The sequence below is a fragment of the Sphingobium sp. GW456-12-10-14-TSB1 genome, assembly GCF_059424385.1.
This window is the reverse complement of the sequence record NZ_JBWKZI010000001.1, coordinates 1,803,981-1,822,411: the sequence shown is the minus strand read 5'-3', so window position 1 is coordinate 1,822,411 and position 18,431 is coordinate 1,803,981. Positions and strand designations below refer to the sequence as shown.

The following is an 18,431-nucleotide window of genomic DNA, read 5'->3' as shown; positions in this document are numbered from 1 at the left end:
CTCTAGTCTCGCGCCATCCTCTGGTCCCCGTTCGGCGGACCGGCACACATAAAAGACAAGGGTAGCTGATGGCGACCTCAATTTCTGGCACGGCGGCAGCGGGCAAGACCTGGCTTGGCCATCCGCGCGGCCTGTTTCTGCTGTTTTTCGCGGAGATGTGGGAGCGTTTTTCCTACTATGGGATGCGCGCCATCCTGATCTTCTACCTCACCAAACATTTCCTGTTCGGGGAGGACAGGGCCTATCTGCTCTACGGGGCCTATACCTCGCTCGTCTATATCACCCCGGTCATCGGCGGCTATCTGGCCGATCGATTCCTGGGGCCGCGCAAGGCGGTGCTGGCGGGCGGGCTGTTCATCGCCTTCGGTCATTTCCTGATCGCGGTGACGGAGGGGCCGGGGGGGCAAGACCCGGTCTATCTCAACGGCTTCTATCTGGCGCTGGCCAGCATCATCGTCGGCACCGGCTTTCTGAAAGCCAATATCTCCGTGCTGGTGGGCGAACTCTATCCGCGCGACGATGCCCGCCGTGATCCGGCCTTCTCCATTTTCTACATGGGCATCAATGCTGGCGGGGCAATCGGCCCGCTGGTCTGCGGCCTGTTGGGGGAAACGATGGGCTGGGGCTGGGGCTTTGGCGCGGCCGGGGTCGGCATGTTGCTGGGTCTTGTGATGTTCGTCTGGCTCACCCCCTGGCTGCTGGGCAAGGGGGAGCCGCCCGCGCCGCAGCAATTGCGCGCGCCAGCGGTTGCAGGCGTCAGCCAGGAATGGACCATCTATCTGGGCGCGATATTGGGCGTCGCCGCGATCTGGTTCGTCATCCGCTATGCCGAATTGCTGGGTTATGCGCTGCTCGCCTTCGCGGCGCTGACGGTCATCTACATCGTCTGGCGCACGCTCGGCACGCTGGGCAAGATCGATCGCGACCGCATGTTCGCCGCCCTGTTCCTGATCGCGCTCAACCCGCTATTCTGGGGTCTGTTTGAACAGACCGGATCGTCCCTCAACATCTTTACCGATCGCAATGTCGACCGCACCGTGCTGGGATGGGATATTCCCGCATCGATGTTCCAGTCGGTCAATTCCATCTTCATCATTCTGCTCGCGCCGCTATTCGCCGTGCTGTGGACCTTCCTCGACAAGCGCCGCCTCGAACCCTCATCCCCCGCCAAATTCGGCATCGGCCTCATATTGTGCGGCGCGGGCTTTCTGGTGCTGGTGGCGGGTGCGGCGATGGCGGGACAGGATCTGACCCCGCTGCTGTTCGTCATCCTCATCTACCTGTTCCACACCATGGCGGAGCTGTGCTTCTCCCCCGTCGGCCTGTCGGCGATGACGCGGCTGTCGGTGCCCAATATGGTCGGGCTGGTGATGGGCACCTGGTTCCTGGCGATGGCGGCGGGCAATTTCATCGCTGGCCTGATTGCCCGCGCGACCGGCAGCGGCGATGCGAACGGCGTGGCGCAGGTGCTGGACGTCTATAGTCGCATCGGCTGGTTTTCGATCGGGGTCGGCGTGATCGTATTGCTGGTTTCGCCAATGATCACGCGGCTGATGCATCTCGACACGATTGGCGCGGAGGAACGTCCATGAGGTTGATCTTGATCGCTGCGCTGCTCGTCAGCGCGGCTACCCCTGCCGGTGCGAAGAAGGACAGGGAAGCGCCCGCCCCGACACAGGGCAGTTCGGCCGAGCCGGACAATCCCTATCCCTCGACCTACAAGGCCTATCCCGGTGTCGCCACGGCGATCAGGGGCGCGACCATTTTCGACGGGGAGGGGGGCCGGATCGACAATGGCGTCATCTTCCTGTCCGATGGCAAGGTGACCGCGATCGGCGGCCCCGACACGCCAATCCCTGCCGACATCGCGGTGTTCGACGGCACCGGCAAATATGTGACACCGGGCGTCATCGACATACACAGCCATCTGGGCGATTATCCCAGCCCCAGCGTGGATGCGCTGTCCGACGGCAATGAAGCGACGTCGCCGGTCACCGCCCATGTATGGGCCGAACATAGTATCTGGCCGCAGGATGCAGGCTTTGGCCGGGCACTGGCCAATGGCGGTGTCACCAGCCTGCAAATCCTGCCCGGATCGGCCAATCTGTTCGGTGGGCGCAGCGTCACGCTGAAAAACGTCCCCGCCCGCACGATGCAGGGGATGAAATTCCCCGGTGCGCCCTATGGCCTGAAAATGGCGTGCGGCGAAAATCCCAAGCGGGTTTATGGCTCGAAGGGGCGGGAGCCTTCCACCCGCATGGGCAATATGGCGGTCAATCGCCAGACCTGGATCAAGGCGCGCGAATATCAGAAGAAGCGCGCCGCCGGAAAAGATCAGACCCGTGACCTTGGCATGGAAACGCTGGCCGATGTGCTGGAGGGCAAGATCCTGGTCCATAACCACTGCTACCGCGCCGACGAAATGGCCAATGTCATCGATATGAGCAAGGAGTTCGGCTACAAGGTCACGGCGTTTCACCATGCAGTCGAAGCATATAAGATTGCCGACCTGCTGCGCGATAACGGCATTTGCGCAGCGCTGTGGGGCGACTGGTATGGCTTCAAGATGGAAGCCTATGACGGGATCAAGGAGAATATCCCGCTGGTCCACCGGGCAGGCGCCTGCACCATCGTCCATAGCGATGATGAAAACGGCATACAGCGGCTCAATCAGGAGGCGGCCAAGGCGCTGGGGGCTGGCCGCCGGATGGGCATCGACATCGCTGACGAGGTGGCGTGGACCTGGCTCGCTATCAACCCCGCGCGGGCGATGGGGATTGCCGATCAGACCGGCAGTCTGAAAGTCGGCAAGATGGCCGACGTGGTGCTGTGGAACGGCAATCCGTTCAGCACCTATACAAGGCCGGAGAAGGTGTGGATCGATGGGGCGCTGCTCTATGACAGCGCCAATCCCAAACTGCGCCCGGTCAGCGATTTTGAACTCGGCCAGATCGGCGCGGGAGACGTGAAATGATGACGGCATCCAACATCCGTTCGCTTCGAGCGAAGTCGAGAAGCCCTCGCGCAGCCTTCGCGGCTCTTGCGCTGCTCTCCACCCCCGCGCTCGCCCAGTCCCTCGCCATCACCGGCGCGACCCTCGCCATTGGCGATGGCTCTGAACCCATCCGCAACGGCACTGTCCTGATCAGCGCCGGCAAGGTGACGGCCGCTGGCGCGGGCATTGCCATTCCGCCGGGCATCAAGGCCATCGATGCGGGCGGCAAATGGGTGACGCCGGGTCTGGTATCGGGATACTCGCGCGTCGGTCTGGTAGAGGTGCCTGCGGTCAACGAAACCAATGACGCCAGCGCGCGGTCGCCCTTTTCCGCCGCGATTGACGTCGCTCCGGCGATCAACCCGCTTGCCAACCCGATCGCGATCAGCCGCACGGCGGGCATTACCCGCGCCGTCGTCGTACCGTCGACCGGCATCGGCATTTTCGCCGGGCAGGGCGCGGTGGTGGACCTTGGCGCGGACATGAATGCCATCACCAGGGCGCGCGCCTTCCAATATGTCGAACTGGGCGAGGAGGGGGCCAAGGATGCGGGCGGCAGCCGTCCCGCCGCGATCCTGACCTTCAGGACGATGCTGCGCGAGGCGCAGGATTATGCCAAGGCGCCTGCCAGCTATGACGGGCGCTCGAAGGATGCGCTGCTCAACCGGGTGGATGCGCAGGCGCTGGTGCCGGTCGTCTCCGGGGCAATGCCGCTGATGGTCCATGTCGAAAGCGCGCGCGACATAGTGACCGTCCTGTCGCTGCGTCAGGATTTTCCTGCGCTCAAGCTCATTATCGCGGGCGCTGCCGAAGGCTGGATGGTCGCGCCGCAAATCGCGGCGGCCAAGGTGCCGGTGATCGCGGGCGGCCTCGACGACCTTCCCTCCAGCTTTGAAAAGCTGGCCGCGACCCAGAGCAATGTCGGGCGGATGGTGAAGGCAGGCGTCATCGTCTCCATGGGGCTGATGGACCGCGACGAAGGGCTGCAACTGCGCCTCGCGACCCAGCAGGCGGGCAATATGGTGGCGCTGAACAAGGTGCCGGGCGCCACCGGCCTCAGTTGGGGGCAGGCGCTCCGCACCATCAGCAGCGCCCCCGCCGAAGCCATGGGGCTGGGCGACCGGATCGGCTCACTGAAGCCGGGGCGGGCAGGGGATGTCGTGCTATGGGATGGCGATCCGCTGGAAATGACATCCGCGCCGATCGCGGTGTGGATCGACGGCGTGCCGCAACCCATCGACAACCGCCAGACAAAGCTGCGCGACCGCTACGCGACGCCGCAGGAGGGCGCGCTGCCCAAGGCGTATGAATGGTAGGGTGAGGGGGCGGCGGTAGGGCGTGCAGCCGCTACCCGGTCCCGTTCGTTTCGAGCGAAGTCGAGAAACCTGCTCGGTGTTTCTCGACTTCGCTCGAAACGAACGGAGGTGGAGAAAAACCCTCAAGCCATCGCGCGCTATGCCGCAGTTGGGAAAAGGGGGAGGACGCTCGCTGTCCTACACCCGCCCCGCCTGCTAAAAGCGCGCCCGGTTCCTTCCCATCGTTCACACGCCATATTCGACCGCGCGCACCGCATGGCCGACCGCCAAACGTCACCCGAATTTTCCATAAGCGATATGGGCGAAGTTTGCGAAGTTTCGCATGCACCAGCCATGGCAGGATGCGTAACATCCTGTCCGCATCGCGCACGAAAATATCATGATTGCCGGGAAATATGCGAAGCTAAGCCCCGCATTTCCTATTCGACGCTTGCCCTTTGCCGGGCCGTCAGTTCATCGACAGGATCATGTTCCGCACCTGCGGATAGACCTGCTTTTCCCATTTGCTGCCGGAAAAGACGCCATAATGGCCAACGCCAGGTTGCAAATGGTGGCGCTTGAGGTGCGGGCGAAGGCCGGTGCAGAGTGCATGGGCCGCCGCTGTCTGGCCCACGGCGCAGACATCGTCCTTCTCGCCCTCGACCGTCAGCAGGGCAGTCTTGCGGATCGCGCCCGGATTGACGGGACGGCCACGGTGCATCAATTCGCCCTTGGCCAGCAAGGTACGCTGGAACACCAGATCGACCGTCTCCAGGTAAAATTCCTTGGTCATGTCCAGGACCGCGAAATATTCCTCGTAGAAACTCTTGATCTTGTCCGCCTCGACCGTCTTGCCGTCGGCCAGAAGCTGATAGAGTTCGCGATGCTGCGATCCGTGCCGTTCCATGTTCATCGCCATGAAGGCGGAAAGTTGTACGAAGCCGGGATAGACTTCACGACCGCGCCCGGCATAGCGGAAGGGGACGATGGAGATCAGATTCTTCTCGAACCAGTCGATCGGCTTGTCGTTGGCCAGATCATTGACCACGGTGGGCGCGACCCGCGTGTCGATCGGCCCGCCCATCAGCGTCATCGACTTGGGCGTCGCGGGGTCTTTATCCTCCGCCATGACCGCCACCGCCGCCAGCGCAGGGACGCAGGGCTGGCATACCGACAGCAGATGCGCGCCGGGGCCCATCGTCTGGAAAAAGCGGATTATATAATCGACATAATCCTCAAAGCCGAAACGCCCCGCCGCCAGCGGCACGTCGCGGGCATTTTTCCAGTCGGTAATATAGACGTCATGGTCCCGCAGCAGGGTCTCCACAGTACTGCGCAGCAAGGTGGAGAAATGACCCGACATCGGCGCCACCACCAGCACGCGCGGCTGGGCGGTGTCCACCTCATCCTTGACGAAGTGCAGCAGGTCGCCAAAGGGCAGGTCGAGGACGATCTCTTCGCGCACCGCCACATCGGCATTGCCGCTGCGTACCGACGTAATGGCGTAGGGTGGCCGCTTGTGCGTAACCCGCGCACCCTGAAACACGTCCATCAGCGCGAACATGCGCCGAGGCATGGCCCAGTCGGCCATCGGTCCCAATTTGTCGCGCATCCCCAGCGCAACCTGCGCCCCGAAGCGTGCCGGCGCCAGCATATCGTTCCACGCCTGATAACCACTGTATAGCATCCGCATGATTATAAGCGCGCCTTGTTTAATCCGTCCATCCGAATCGGTTCTGGTATAAAACGTTATACACGGATTATATGTTGCACCGCATCATCATAAATGTAGGTTAAGACCGACCGGAGGGAATGTCATGCCCATTGCTGAGCTCACTCTATCCAGTAAAAATTACTCGTCCTGGTCGCTGCGCGGCTGGCTGCTCTGCCGGATTGCGGGCCTGAAGGTCGAGGAAAAGCTGGTCGCGCTGGATGATCCGGAAAATCGCGCGGAATTGCTGCTGCTGTCGCCATCCGTACTGGTGCCGCGCCTGACCCATGAAGGGGCGAGCGTGTGGGACACGCTCGCGATCGCGGAATATCTGCATGAATTATATCCCGATGCAGGCATGTATCCCGCCGATCGGATCGCCCGCGCCCATTGCCGGTCGGTGTCGGGCGAAATTCATTCCGGTTTCGCCAATCTGCGCTCCGCCCTACCGATGAACCTGAAGGTCCGCCACGCCAAATTCCCGATCTTTCCGGGCGCCAAGCCCGACATCGAACGGATCGAGACGATCTGGGCCGAATGTCTGGACAGCTATGGCGGGCCATGGCTGTTCGGTGACAAGCCGACTGTCGCCGACGCGATGTTCGCGCCGGTGGCCGAACGGTTCCTGACCTATGCCGTGCCGGTGTCCATGAAGGCGGCGGCCTATTGTCAGACGATCAACGGGTGGGACATCATGCGCGAATGGATTGACGAGGCGCGGATCGAACCGGACGAGATGGAAGAACTCGACATCGAATTCTGACAGTCCTTTCGCCCGTCACTGGCCTTTCGCTTATGGCTGGTAGCGGGTAAGCCTGTGCCATGACCCGTGCATTACTGGCTCTTGGCCTCCTCGCCCTTCCCGCTCACGCCCAGACGGTCGCGCCGCAGCAACTCGAACAATCGGTCCGCGTTCTGGCGTCCGACCTGTTCGAAGGCCGCGCCCCCGGCACGGTCGGGGAGGAGCGCACGATCGGCTATCTGGTCGGTCGCTTTCAGGCGCTGGGGCTGGAGCCGGGCGGGCCGGATGGGCAATGGGTGCAGAGCGTGCCTCTGCTCCACACCCGGCTGGGCCAGGCGGAGGTGCTGGGCGTCAAGCAGGGAAGCGCCATGACGGCGTGGACCGCGGGGAAGGACGTCTATCTTTCCACCCTCCAGCCGCGCGACAAGGTTGCGATCAGCAGCGCGCCATTGCTGTTCGTCGGCTATGGCGTTTCTGCCCCGGAACGCGGCTGGGATGATTTCAAGGGCGCGGACCTGAAAGGCAAGGTCGCGGTCTTTCTGATCAACGACCCGGATTTCGAAGCGGCCAAGGGCGATGACGCAGCCGGCAAGTTCGGCGACCGGACAATGACCTATTATGGCCGCTGGACCTACAAGTTCGAGGAAGCGGCCCGGCGCGGCGCGGTTGGCGCGCTGATCGTGCACGACACGCCCGGCGCCGGCTATGGCTGGAATGTGGTCGTCAGTCCGGGCGGGGAAAATTATGATCTGGTCCGCGCGCCCGACAAGCTGACCAGCCTCCAGCTACAGGGCTGGATCGAGGGCGGGGCAGCGGCCAAGCTGTTTGCAGGCGCGGGCCTGGACCTTGCAAGCTTGCGCGCGAAGGCGCGGTCGAAAGGCTTTCGGCCCGTGGAGTTGAAGGGGGCCAGCTTTTCCGCCGCTTTCCCGGTGACGCAGGACGTCATCAAGAGCGCCAATGTCCTTGCCCGCATTCCTGGTGCCAAACGGCCTGACGAAACGGTCATGTACGGCGCGCATTGGGATGCCTATGGCAAGGGTGCGCCCGACGCGCAGGGGCGGATCTATCGCGCCGGGGCCAATGACGATGCGCTGGGCATCGCCGGCCTGTTCGAGATCGCCCGCGCCTTCAAGGCTGGCGCCGCGCCGGACCGCAGCATCCTGTTCGCGGCCTGGACGGCGGAGGAGAGGGGGCTGCTGGGTTCGGAACATTATGCCCAGAACCCGGTCTGGCCGCTCGACAAAACCGTCGCCAATTTGACGATCGACATTCTCCAGACCGCTGGCAAGGCGAAGGACGTCATTCTGGTGGGCAAAGGGCAGGGGACGCTGGAGGATGACCTGGCCAGGGCTGCTGCTGCGCAGGGCCGGGTCGTGACGCCTGAAAGCCTGCCCGAACGCGGGCTGTTCTACCGTGCCGATCATTTCTCCATGGCCAAGCGGGGCGTGCCGGTGCTGCTGATGATGGGGATTGCGGGCGCGTCCGATCTGGTCGAGGGCGGCCGGGCGGCGGGACAGGCCTGGGTCGATGCCTATACCGGCCAATGCTACCATCAGGCGTGTGACGCGGTCGACGCGACATGGAAACTGGACGGCGCAGCGCAGGATGTGGACCTGATGCTGGCGATCGGCCAAGACCTTGCGACGTCGACCCGCTGGCCGCAATGGAAGCCGGGGTCCGAATTCAAGTCGGTGCGGGACGCAAGCGCGACCGCACGGCCCTGAGCCCGAAAACCGCGCATCCCGGCCAAAAATAACGGCGCGGGATGGCGGTGTCAGGCGGTCAGCCGGTCAGGCAGCCAGCTTTCGCAGCACATATTGCAGGATGCCGCCGTTCAGGAAATATTCCAGCTCGTTGACCGTGTCGATCCGGCAGAGCGCGGTGAAGGTGAAGGTCGAGCCATCGGCACGGGTCACGGCGACTTCGACATCCTGACGGGGCTTGAGCTTCCCAACGCCAGTGATGGTGAAGCTTTCGTCACCGGTCAGGCCCAGCGTGTCGCGCGTGTCGCCATTTTTGAACTGAAGCGGCAGCACGCCCATGCCAACCAGATTAGAGCGGTGGATGCGTTCGAAGCTTTCGACGATGACCGCGCGAACGCCCAGCAGATTGGTGCCCTTGGCCGCCCAGTCGCGTGACGATCCGGTGCCATATTCTTTGCCGCCGATGACGACCAGCGGAGTGCCGTCCGCCTTGTGCTTCATCGCCGCGTCATAGATGGGCAGGGTTTCGCCCTTGTAGCGGGTCATGCCCCCCTCGACGCCGTCCAGCATCAGATTCTTGATGCGGATGTTGGCGAAGGTGCCGCGCATCATGACTTCATGATGGCCGCGCCGCGCGCCATAGCTGTTGAAATCGGCCTGCGCGACCTGATGCTCGGACAGCCACTTGCCTGCTGGCGAGGATGCCTTGATGGAGCCTGCGGGCGAGATATGGTCGGTGGTGATGGAGTCACCGAATATCGCCAGAGGCTTGGCCTCGACAATGTCGGTGACGGGGGCCGGGGTCATGCTCAGCCCTTCGAAATAGGGCGGGTTGGCGACATAGGTGGAGCCTGCACGCCACTGATATGTGTCCGATCCGGTAACGTCGATCGCCTGCCAATGGGCGTCGCCCTTATAGACGTTGGCGTAGCGCGCCTGGAACATGGCGCGGTCCACGCAGGTCGCCATGGTCGATGCGATGTCGTCATTGGTGGGCCAGATGTCTTTGAGATAGACGTCCTGCCCGGCGCTGCCGACGCCGATCGGGGTAGTGATGAAATCCTCGATCACCGTGCCCTTGAGCGCATAGGCGACGACGAGCGGGGGAGAGGCCAGGAAATTGGCGCGCACGTCGGGTGACACGCGGCCTTCGAAATTGCGGTTGCCCGAAATGACGGCGGCGGCGACCAGACCATTGTCGTTGATCGCGGCGCTGATCGGCGGGGCCAGCGGGCCGCTATTGCCGATGCAGGTGGTGCAGCCATAGCCCACCAGATTGAAGCCGATCGCGTCGAGATGCGACTGGAGGCCCGCCTTTTCCAGATAGTCGGTGACGACCTGACTGCCGGGGGCGAGCGAGGTCTTGACCCAGGGCTTTGGCCTGAGGCCCAGTTCGTTCGCCTTCTTGGCGACCAGGCCCGCGGCCAGCATGACGCCGGGGTTCGACGTGTTGGTGCAACTGGTGATCGCCGCGATGGTCACGTCGCCGTCGCCAATGTCGAAATCCTTGCCCTCTACGGCCACGCGCTGCTGCGCTTTCTTGTAGACGTTCGCGAGATCGGCGTTGAACACATCATCGACCTGCGGCAGCGAGACGCGGTCCTGTGGGCGTTTGGGACCGGCCAGGCTGGGGACGACGGTGGCAAGGTCCAGTTCCAGCGTATCGGTAAACACCAGCTCCGCCGACGGATCGATCCAGAAGCCCTGTTCCTTGGCATATGCTTCGACCAGCGCGAGATTTTCGTCGCTGCGGCCGGTCAGGCGCATATAGTCGAGCGTCTTGTCATCGATGCCAAAGAAGCCGCAGGTCGCGCCATATTCGGGCGCCATGTTGGCAAGGGTCGCGCGGTCGGCGAGCGACAGGCTGGCAAGGCCGGGGCCGAAATATTCGACGAAGCGGCCAACCACGCCCTTCTTGCGCAGCATTTCGGTGCAGGTCAGCACCAGATCGGTGGCGGTGACGCCTTCCTTCAATTGGCCGACCATCTTGAAGCCGACGACTTCGGGAATGAGCATGGAAACAGGCTGACCAAGCATCGCCGCCTCAGCCTCGATACCGCCCACGCCCCAGCCCAATACGCCAAGGCCGTTGATCATGGTGGTATGGCTGTCGGTGCCGACACAGGTGTCGGGATAGGCGACGATATTGCCGTCCGCATCCTCGGACGACCAGACGGCCTGCGCGATATTTTCCAGATTGACCTGATGGCAGATGCCGGTGCCAGGGGGGACCGCGTAGAAATTGGCGAGGGACTTGCTGCCCCATTTCAGAAAGTCGTAGCGCTCCATGTTCCGCTGATATTCAATCTCGACATTCTGCTCGAACGCCTTGGGCGTGCCGAATTCGTCGACCATGACGCTGTGGTCGATGACGAGGTGGACAGGCACCTGCGGATTGATCTTGCTGGCGTCGGCGCCCAGCGCATTCATCGCGTCGCGCATGGCGGCGAGATCGACCACGCAGGGGACGCCGGTGAAATCCTGAAGCAGGACGCGGGCGGGACGATATTGAATCTCGCGCTCGGCCTTGCCCTTGTCATTCTGCCAGTCGATGATGGCCTGAATATCCTCGATCGTGACGGTGACGCCATCTTCGAAGCGGAGCAGATTTTCGAGCAGCACCTTCATCGAGAAGGGCAGGCGCGACACGTCGCCCAGCTTCGCCGCCGCTTTTTTGAGCGAGTAAAAGGCGATGTCCTTGCCCTCGACATGTAAAATGTCGCGCGTGCCCAATGTGTCCTGTCCGATGGCGGTCATGAAAATGCGTCTCCTCGCGGTAGCATCGGCCCGATCGGGAGGATGACGCATGATCCGCCCAAAAGCCGGACGGCCTGAGGGCAGGAGGCGCCCCAACCATGGGTCGAAGCAGGTATGTCCCGATGTAGCAGGGAGATAGGAACTAGCGGTGCCAAGTCAATTGCCAAGTCGGTCAAGGCAGATGTTTGGGAGGCAGCCGAGGTCGGGTATCCGCTGTCGACGTGAGACTGTCGGGTTCGCCATCATTGGCGTGTCGAACAAAATACTTCCTCCCCTGCAAGGGGAGGTGGATGGCCGCAGGCCAGACGGAGGGGTGTCGCCCTATCGTTAGGGTGACACCCCTCCGTCAGCACTTCGTGCCGACACCTCCCCTTACAGGGGAGGATTGTCTGCCAGACCCCCGATCAGTGGGCGACGGGCGGCGCGAACTTGGTCAGGTCGATGCCGGTGACAGCGCTCTTATACTCATCCATGCTGGGCGTGCGGCCCAATATGGAGGAGAGAACGACGACCGGAGTGGACGCCAGCAGCGATTCACCCTTCTTCTCGTCGGTGTCCTCTACGACGCGGCCCTGGAACAGGCGGGTGGAGGTGGCCATGACGGTATCGCCCCTGGCGGCCTTTTCCTGATTGCCCATGCACAGGTTGCAGCCGGGCCGTTCGAGATACAGCGTATTTTCGTAGCTGGTGCGGGCAGCGCTCTTGGGTGCGACATCGTCAAATTCGAAGCCGGCATATTTTTTGAGCACGTCCCAGTCGCCTTCGGCCTTCAGCTCGTCGACGATATTATAGGTTGGCGGGGCGACGACCAGCGGAGCCTTGAATTCGACCTTGCCTTCGCTCGCCTCGATATTCTTGAGCATCTGGGCCAGGATTTTCATGTCGCCCTTATGCACCATGCACGACCCGACGAAGCCCAGGTCGACCTTCTTGGTGCCGCCATAATAGGAAACCGGGCGGATGGTGTCGTGGGTGTAACGTTTCGACACGTCCGCATTGTTGACGTCCGGGTCGGCGATCATCGGTTCGTTGATCAGGTCCAGATCGACCACGACCTCGGCGAAATATTTGGCGTTGGGGTCGGGGGCCAGTGCGGGCTTCACGCCCGACCGGATTTCCGCGATGCGCGCATCCGCCTTGTTGATCAGGCCCTGCAGCGTGCCGGCGGCATTTTCCATGCCCTTGTCGATCATGATCTGGATACGCGACTTGGCGATTTCCAGCGATTCGATCAGTGTTTCGTCCTGCGAGATGCAGATTGACGCCTTGGCCTTCATTTCGGCCGTCCAGTCGGTGAAGGTGAAAGCCTGATCGGCCAGCAGCGTACCGATATGGACTTCGATGACGCGGCCCTGGAACACATTTTCGCCGCCGAACTGGGCGAGCATCTGCGCCTGGGTGGCGTGGACGACGTCGCGGAAGTCCATATAGGGCTGCATCTTGCCCTTGAAGGTGACCTTGACCGACTGCGGGATCGGCATGGTCGCTTCGCCGGTGGCAAGAGCCAGGGCAACAGTGCCGGAGTCCGCGCCAAAGGCCACGCCCTTCGACATACGGGTGTGGCTGTCGCCGCCGATGATGATGGCCCAGTCATCGACAGTGATGTCGTTCAGAACCTTGTGAATGACGTCGGTCATCGCATGATAGCGGCCCTTGGGGTCGCGCGCGGTAATGAGGCCGAAATTGTTCATGAAGGACATGAGCTTGGGAATATTGGCCTGCGCCTTCTTGTCCCAGACCGACGCGGTGTGACAGCCCGACTGATAAGCGCCGTCGACCAGCGGCGAGATGACGGTGGCCGCCATCGCTTCGAGTTCCTGCGCGGTCATGAGGCCGGTCGTGTCCTGCGACCCGACGATGTTCACCTTGACGCGCACGTCGGAACCGGCGTGCAGCACCTTGCCCGGCGTGACGCCGACGGCGTTGCGGTTGAAGATTTTTTCAACGGCGGTCAGGCCTTGACCTTCGACCGAGATATCCTTGTTCGGGGCAAAGACGAGCGGGGCTTCGATGCCCAGCGTTTCAGCAGCGAAGGTCTGGAGCTTCTTGCCGAACACGATGGCGTAGCTGCTGCCCGCCTTCATGAATTCCATCTTCTGCGGGGTGAAGGCGGACGCGACATCGACCAGTTCGTTGCCGGCTTCGTCGGTCAGCTTCTTGTTCTTGACGTCGATTTTCAGCACCGTGCCGGTCGCGACGGAGAATTTTTCCTCCAGCACCGGATTGCCGTCATTATTGAGGATGGGCTTGCCATCCGGGCCGGTCATCTTCACCCAGTTTTTAAGGTTGATGCCGATGCCGCCGGTCACGTCCACGGTGGTCGCGAAGATGGGCGAGATGCCGTTGGTGCCCGCGACGACGGGGGCATAGTTGACGAAGGGCACATAGGGGCTCTGCTGCTTGCCGGCCCACAACGCCACATTGTTGACGCCCGACATGCGCGAGGAGCCGACGCCCATCGTGCCCTTTTCGGCGATCAGCATGACGCGCTTGTCGGGATGCTGGATCTTGAGCGCCTGGATCTGCTGCTGCGCATCCGGCGAGATCATGCACTGGCCGTGCAGTTCGCGGTCGGAACGCGAATGCGCCTGATTGCCCGGCGACAGAAGATCGGTCGAAATATCGCCTTCGCCCGCGATGAAGGTGACGACCTTGATCTCGCCCTCGACATCGGGCAGCTTTACGAAAAATTCGGCGTTGGCGTAGCTTTCCAGCACATCCTTCGCGACTGCGTTGCCCGCCGCGTAAGCGTCACGCAGGCGGAACATGTCAGCGTCGTAGAGGAAAACCTGGGTCTTGAGAACGTCGCCCGCCTGAGCCGCGATGGTGGCATCATCGCCCAGCGCAATGTCGAGCAGCACCTTGATCGAAGGGCCACCCTTCATGTGGCTGAGCAGTTCCAGCGCAAAGGCCGGGGTGATTTCCGGCACGGTCACTTCGCCCAGGATGATCTGCTTGAGGAAGGCAGCCTTGACGGCAGCGGCGCTCGTGGTGCCGGGCAATGTGTTGTAAATGAAGAATTTGAGCGCGTCGGCGCGATGTTCGCTTGCCGCGTCCTGGATGATGGTGATGATTTCGCCAAGCAAGACGCCATCGTCGATTGGCTTGGGCGCAAGTCCCTGTGTCTTGCGGCTGTCGATTTCGGCCAGATAATCCAGGTAAATGCTCATCTCTTTCCCAACGTCATAAAGTGTACGGACTCGACGCGCAGCGCCACTTGCCGACTTATGCCCGGTCTGGGGAGCTGTTGGCCCCCCGGTAGTAGAACGGAGGGGTATTGGCAAGTCGCCGCAGCGCAGCAAAAATTGCCAATTCGGACAAGGGGAGGCGCCGACTAGCGCGCCTTTTGCGTGGCGATCCAGGCGTCGATCTGGCTGTCGAGCACCGTCAGCGGCACCGCGCCCTGCGCCAGTACAGCGTCGTGGAAGGCGCGCAGGTTAAATTTCGGTCCCAGCGCGGCCTCTGCCCTGGCCCGCAATTCGCGGATCTTGATCTCGCCCAGCTTGTAGCCGAGCGCCTGTCCCGGCCAGCTGATATAGCGATTAACCTCCGCGTCGATATTGGCGTCGGACAGGGCGCTATTATCCTTCATGAAGGCGACCGCGCGGGCCTTGTCCCACCCCTTGGCATGGATGCCGGTGTCGACGACCAGACGGCAGGCGCGCCACATTTCATAGGATAGGCGGCCCATCATCTTTTCGGGCGTGTCATAGAGGCCCATCTCCTCGCCCAGATATTCGCTGTAGAGCGCCCAGCCTTCGACATAGGCGGTGAAGCTGGCCAGATATTTGCGGAATGGCGGCAGCGGCAATTCCTGTTGCAGCGCGATCTGGTTGTGATGGCCGGGCACTGCTTCATGGGCGGTGAGGGCGGGCAGTTCCCAATAGGGGCGCTGGTCCAGCTTTGACGTGTTGACATAATAGGTACCCGCGATGCCGCTTTCAGGTGCGCCGGGCATGTAATAGGCGGTCGTCGTCCCTTCCGCTTCGGCGGCGGGGATGGGTTTGAGGCCATAGGGCAGGCGCGGCAGCGTGCCGAAATAGCGGGGCAGCAGGCCGTCAATCGTCTTGGCCTGCCGCGCGGCGACTTGCAGCAGTTCCTCCGCCGTTTTGGCATAATAGCGCGGATCGGTGCGCAGATGGGCGATGAAGGCGGCGCGGCTGGGATAGCCTGCCTTGGCCGCGACGTCATCCATGCGGGCGCGGATACGGGCGACTTCGGACAGGCCGATGGCATGGATCTGGTCGGGGGTGAGGTCGGTCGTCGTATGGGCGCGAACCCGGCTGGCATACCATGCCGCGCCGCCGGGCAGGGTGGAGGCGCTGTCGCTCTTGCGGCAGGCGGGCAGATAGTCCTTCACGAACAGATCGTGCCATTTGGAATATTCGGGCGCGACCACGTCGCGGATGAGGGCGGTGGCGCGGGCCTGCATCGCGGCCCAGTCCGCATCGCTGATGTCGCGGGGCCTGGCGCGGGTGAAGGGTTCGTAGAAGCGCGTGTCCTGCGGCTTGCCCGCGACGATGCCGCTGATGCTGGCGGCATAGTTGCCCAGCACCGAGCAGGGCTGGACATAACCGCCCTTGATCGCCTGCCGCGTGATGGAAAGGGCGTCGGCATTTTGCCGGGGGTAGAGCGAAAGGCGCTTCAGATAGCTGTCATAATCGGCGCGATTGTAGAAGGGCAGGCCGTCGCTCATGCTGGCAAAGCCCTGATGCCAGCCATAATAAGTGGTGAACAGCATCAGCCGTTCGGCGGGATGGCTTTCCCCGGCGATGTCGTCCCGCAGCATCCACAGCAGCACGGCGCGGTTGACCCGGTCGGCGGAGTCAAGGCCGCTGTCGGCGATCGCGTCGAGCCGGGCGACGAATGCCTGTTCCGCCTTGATCTGCGCGGCGCGGCCAGCCAGCGAAATGTCGTAGATGCGATCGTCATAGTCGCGCACGCCGCGCGCGGTGGCATCGACCGGATGGACCGACAGCCACCAGGCCCAATGATCGTCCATAACCTTGCCAAGGGCGTCATGGGGCGTTTGGGCTTGGGCCAGAACTGGTGTGGCGACGGCGAGGAGGAGGGCGATGATCTTGCGCATGGCACAGGGGATCGCGTGTCCCGGCCCGTTTGGCAAGAGGATCAGGCAGGTGGATCAGGCCGGGGCGACGCCGTCCGCTTCGACGATGCCGTCGCCAGCGTGGTAGCCGCGGACCCGGACCCGCTTTTCGACCAGATCGACCGGGACGCGCAGCAGCACCAGCCGGTAGCTGCCGCCCCGATCGCGCTGGAGCAGGAAGCCGGCGGCGTCGCGGATCAATCGACCCGTTTCATCCACAGCCGCGCCTGTTTCTGCTCCAGCTATATCCATCGGTTCAGTCTATCGCGTCCTTGATGCCCTTGCCAGCCAGCATGCCCAGGACAAGGAAGAGAACAAAGACCGCAAGGGCGATGAAGAACAGGATCTTGGCGATGCCGACGAATGTGCCAGCCGCGCCGCCAAAGCCCAGTATGGCGAGGACGCCGGCGATGACGAGCGAGATGAGGGCGAGTTTCAACATGGTAATATGTCCCTGACGTTGGAAAGGCGATACTTTCCGAACGAGCGGCGGGACCAGCGGTTCCGTGGTCAGACCCAGCCTTCCAGCACCTGGTTGGGCGGGCGGTGGCCATCGACCCAGCTGCGGATGTTGGCGATGACGCGCGCGCCGGTGGCGTCGCGGCCTTCGAAGGTGGCGGACCCCATGTGCGGCAGCAGCACGACATTGGAGAGGGCGAAGAGGCGGGGATCGACGGCGGGTTCGTGGGTGTAGACGTCCAGCCCTGCGCCCGCGATCCGGCCTTCGTCCAGCGCGGCGATGAGCGCCGCTTCGTCGGTGATTTCGGCGCGGGATGTGTTGATGAGATAGGCGTCGGGCCGCATCAGTGCGATACGCCGTGCGTCGATCAGCCCGCGCGTATCGCCGTTGAGCGGGCAGTGGATCGACACGATGTCGCAGGCGGCGAGCAGGCCGTCGACATCGCCGACCCATTCCGCCTCCAGTTCCTGCTCCACCTCGAACGGCAGGCGGTGGCGGTTGTGATAGGCGATGGTCAGGCCAAAGGCGCGGGCGCGGCGGGCGACGGCGCGGCCGATGCGCCCCATGCCGATGATGCCCAGCTTCTTGCCGCCGATGCGGTGGCCGAGCATCCCCGACGGGCTCCAGCCGCGCCACTCGCCACTGCGCACCAGCTTCTCCCCTTCGGCCAGGCGGCGGGGGACCGACAGGATCAGCGCCATCGTCATGTCGGCGGTGTCTTCGGTCAGGACGCCGGGCGTATTGGTGACGATGATGCCCTTTGCGCGGGCGGCGGCGAGATCGATATGGTCGACGCCGCTGCCGAAGCTGGCCAGCAGTTGCAGCCGGTCCGGCGCGGCGGCGATCAGCGTGGCGTCGATCTGGTCGCTGATGCAGGGCACCAGCACGTCGCACTGGGCCATGGCACGGGCGAGTTCGGTGCGGCTCATCGGCTGATCACCGACATTGAAGCTGGCGTCGAACAGTTCGGCCATGCGCGCCTCCACATTGGGGGGCAGGCGTCGCGTGACGATGACGCGCGGCTTGGCGGGGCGCGGTTTTTTGGCCATGCCAAGGCCGCTATGCCTGGCCGCGCCATCGGTCAAGCGCTTATGGTGGATCGGGCAAGTCAGCAGTTGTCGCAGGGGCGGCGCAGCGGCTATGGGAAGGCCATGGGTGACAGGAAAAACAGGTCGGGCATGAAGCGCATTTTTCTGGGCGCGGGCGTGGTCATGGCGCTGGGCGCAGCGGGCGACGCGGTGATCGCGGCGGGCAAGCCTGTGCCGTACTGGGCCTCGATTTCGCAGCCGGAGGCGCGGATGCGGGTCGGGCCGAGCCTGGATTACCCATCCAACTGGATCTACCGCCGCCGCGACCTGCCGGTGAAGGTGGTGCAGGTGCTGGGCCTGTGGCGCAAGGTCGAGGACCCGGACGGCGCGCAGGGGTGGATGCATGTCCGCCTGCTGAGCGACACGCCAACCGGGGTGGTGCGCGCGGCCGAAGCGCCGATGCGCGAATCGGCCAGCGATGGGGCGCGGACATTATTTCGTGCGCAAAAGGGCGTGGTTGGGCGCCTGTCCGATTGTTCGGGCGGCTGGTGCAGCTTCGACGTGAAGGGCCAGCGCGGCTATGTGAAGGCGCAGGACGTGTGGGGCGCGACCGACAAATAGGATGTGCGGCGC

General features: G+C 63.2%; 13 protein-coding genes. 6 read left to right on the top strand and 7 right to left on the bottom strand.

What is annotated here, in order from left to right; all coding sequences use genetic code 11:
* The first annotated feature begins 68 nt into the window (after nucleotides 1-68).
* The 3 genes from AC07X9_RS08865 to AC07X9_RS08855 are packed head-to-tail and all read left to right on the top strand — an operon-like array spanning nucleotide 69 to nucleotide 4,311.
* Nucleotides 69-1,592, top strand: a complete 1,524-nt coding sequence (locus AC07X9_RS08865) for a peptide MFS transporter (RefSeq protein ID WP_017184349.1) — start codon at nucleotides 69-71, stop codon at nucleotides 1,590-1,592.
* Entirely contained in the window at nucleotides 1,589-2,974 is a 1,386-nt protein-coding gene (locus AC07X9_RS08860) for an amidohydrolase (protein WP_017184348.1), read from the top strand. Before AC07X9_RS08865 ends, AC07X9_RS08860 begins: the two co-directional genes overlap by 4 nt.
* Nucleotides 2,971-4,311, top strand: coding sequence for an amidohydrolase family protein (locus AC07X9_RS08855; protein ID WP_017184347.1), 1,341 nt, complete (start codon nucleotides 2,971-2,973; stop codon nucleotides 4,309-4,311). Before AC07X9_RS08860 ends, AC07X9_RS08855 begins: the two co-directional genes overlap by 4 nt.
* A 448-nt stretch (nucleotides 4,312-4,759) precedes the next feature.
* Here AC07X9_RS08855 and AC07X9_RS08850 read toward each other — a convergent pair whose 3' ends face one another.
* Nucleotides 4,760-5,983, bottom strand: a complete 1,224-nt coding sequence (locus tag AC07X9_RS08850) for a polyhydroxyalkanoate depolymerase (RefSeq protein WP_019051756.1) — start codon at nucleotides 5,981-5,983, stop codon at nucleotides 4,760-4,762.
* 124 nt (nucleotides 5,984-6,107) lie between these two features.
* Between AC07X9_RS08850 and AC07X9_RS08845 the strand changes: the two genes are divergently transcribed.
* Together AC07X9_RS08845 and AC07X9_RS08840 are read left to right on the top strand one after the other, a co-directional pair.
* Nucleotides 6,108-6,764: a glutathione S-transferase gene (locus AC07X9_RS08845; protein ID WP_017184345.1), complete on the top strand. Its 657-nt coding sequence runs from the start codon at nucleotides 6,108-6,110 to the stop codon at nucleotides 6,762-6,764.
* Nucleotides 6,765-6,823: 59 nt separating this feature from the next.
* Nucleotides 6,824-8,467: a M28 family metallopeptidase gene (locus AC07X9_RS08840; RefSeq protein ID WP_017184344.1), complete on the top strand. Its 1,644-nt coding sequence runs from the start codon at nucleotides 6,824-6,826 to the stop codon at nucleotides 8,465-8,467.
* Between the two features lie 66 nt (nucleotides 8,468-8,533).
* Here AC07X9_RS08840 and acnA read toward each other — a convergent pair whose 3' ends face one another.
* The 6 genes from acnA to AC07X9_RS08810 all read right to left on the bottom strand — a co-directional run bounded on the left by acnA (nucleotide 8,534) and on the right by AC07X9_RS08810 (nucleotide 17,819).
* Nucleotides 8,534-11,203 carry an aconitate hydratase AcnA gene (gene acnA, locus AC07X9_RS08835; protein ID WP_017184343.1) on the bottom strand — a complete coding sequence of 890 codons (2,670 nt, stop codon included), beginning with the start codon at nucleotides 11,201-11,203 and terminating at the stop codon, nucleotides 8,534-8,536.
* Nucleotides 11,204-11,607: 404 nt separating this feature from the next.
* Nucleotides 11,608-14,373, bottom strand: coding sequence for a bifunctional aconitate hydratase 2/2-methylisocitrate dehydratase (locus AC07X9_RS08830; RefSeq protein ID WP_017184342.1), 2,766 nt, complete (start codon nucleotides 14,371-14,373; stop codon nucleotides 11,608-11,610).
* Between the two features lie 164 nt (nucleotides 14,374-14,537).
* The gene (locus AC07X9_RS08825; protein ID WP_017184341.1) at nucleotides 14,538-16,292 is read right to left on the bottom strand and encodes a DUF885 domain-containing protein; all 1,755 of its coding nucleotides are present in this window, start codon (nucleotides 16,290-16,292) and stop codon (nucleotides 14,538-14,540) included.
* Nucleotides 16,293-16,346: 54 nt separating this feature from the next.
* The gene (locus AC07X9_RS08820; protein ID WP_026002611.1) at nucleotides 16,347-16,562 is read right to left on the bottom strand and encodes a DUF5818 domain-containing protein; all 216 of its coding nucleotides are present in this window, start codon (nucleotides 16,560-16,562) and stop codon (nucleotides 16,347-16,349) included.
* A 4-nt stretch (nucleotides 16,563-16,566) separates the two neighbouring features.
* Nucleotides 16,567-16,752: a DUF1328 domain-containing protein gene (locus AC07X9_RS08815; protein WP_017184339.1), complete on the bottom strand. Its 186-nt coding sequence runs from the start codon at nucleotides 16,750-16,752 to the stop codon at nucleotides 16,567-16,569.
* A 68-nt stretch (nucleotides 16,753-16,820) separates the two neighbouring features.
* Nucleotides 16,821-17,819 (bottom strand): 2-hydroxyacid dehydrogenase, encoded by a 999-nt coding sequence (locus AC07X9_RS08810; RefSeq protein WP_017184338.1) that lies wholly within the window; start codon nucleotides 17,817-17,819, stop codon nucleotides 16,821-16,823.
* A 102-nt stretch (nucleotides 17,820-17,921) separates the two neighbouring features.
* Here AC07X9_RS08810 and AC07X9_RS08805 point away from each other — a divergent pair, with 102 nt between their 5' ends.
* A complete protein-coding gene (locus tag AC07X9_RS08805; protein WP_037515119.1) occupies nucleotides 17,922-18,419 on the top strand; it encodes an SH3 domain-containing protein in 498 nt (165 codons plus the stop codon).
* Nucleotides 18,420-18,431 lie beyond the last annotated feature (12 nt).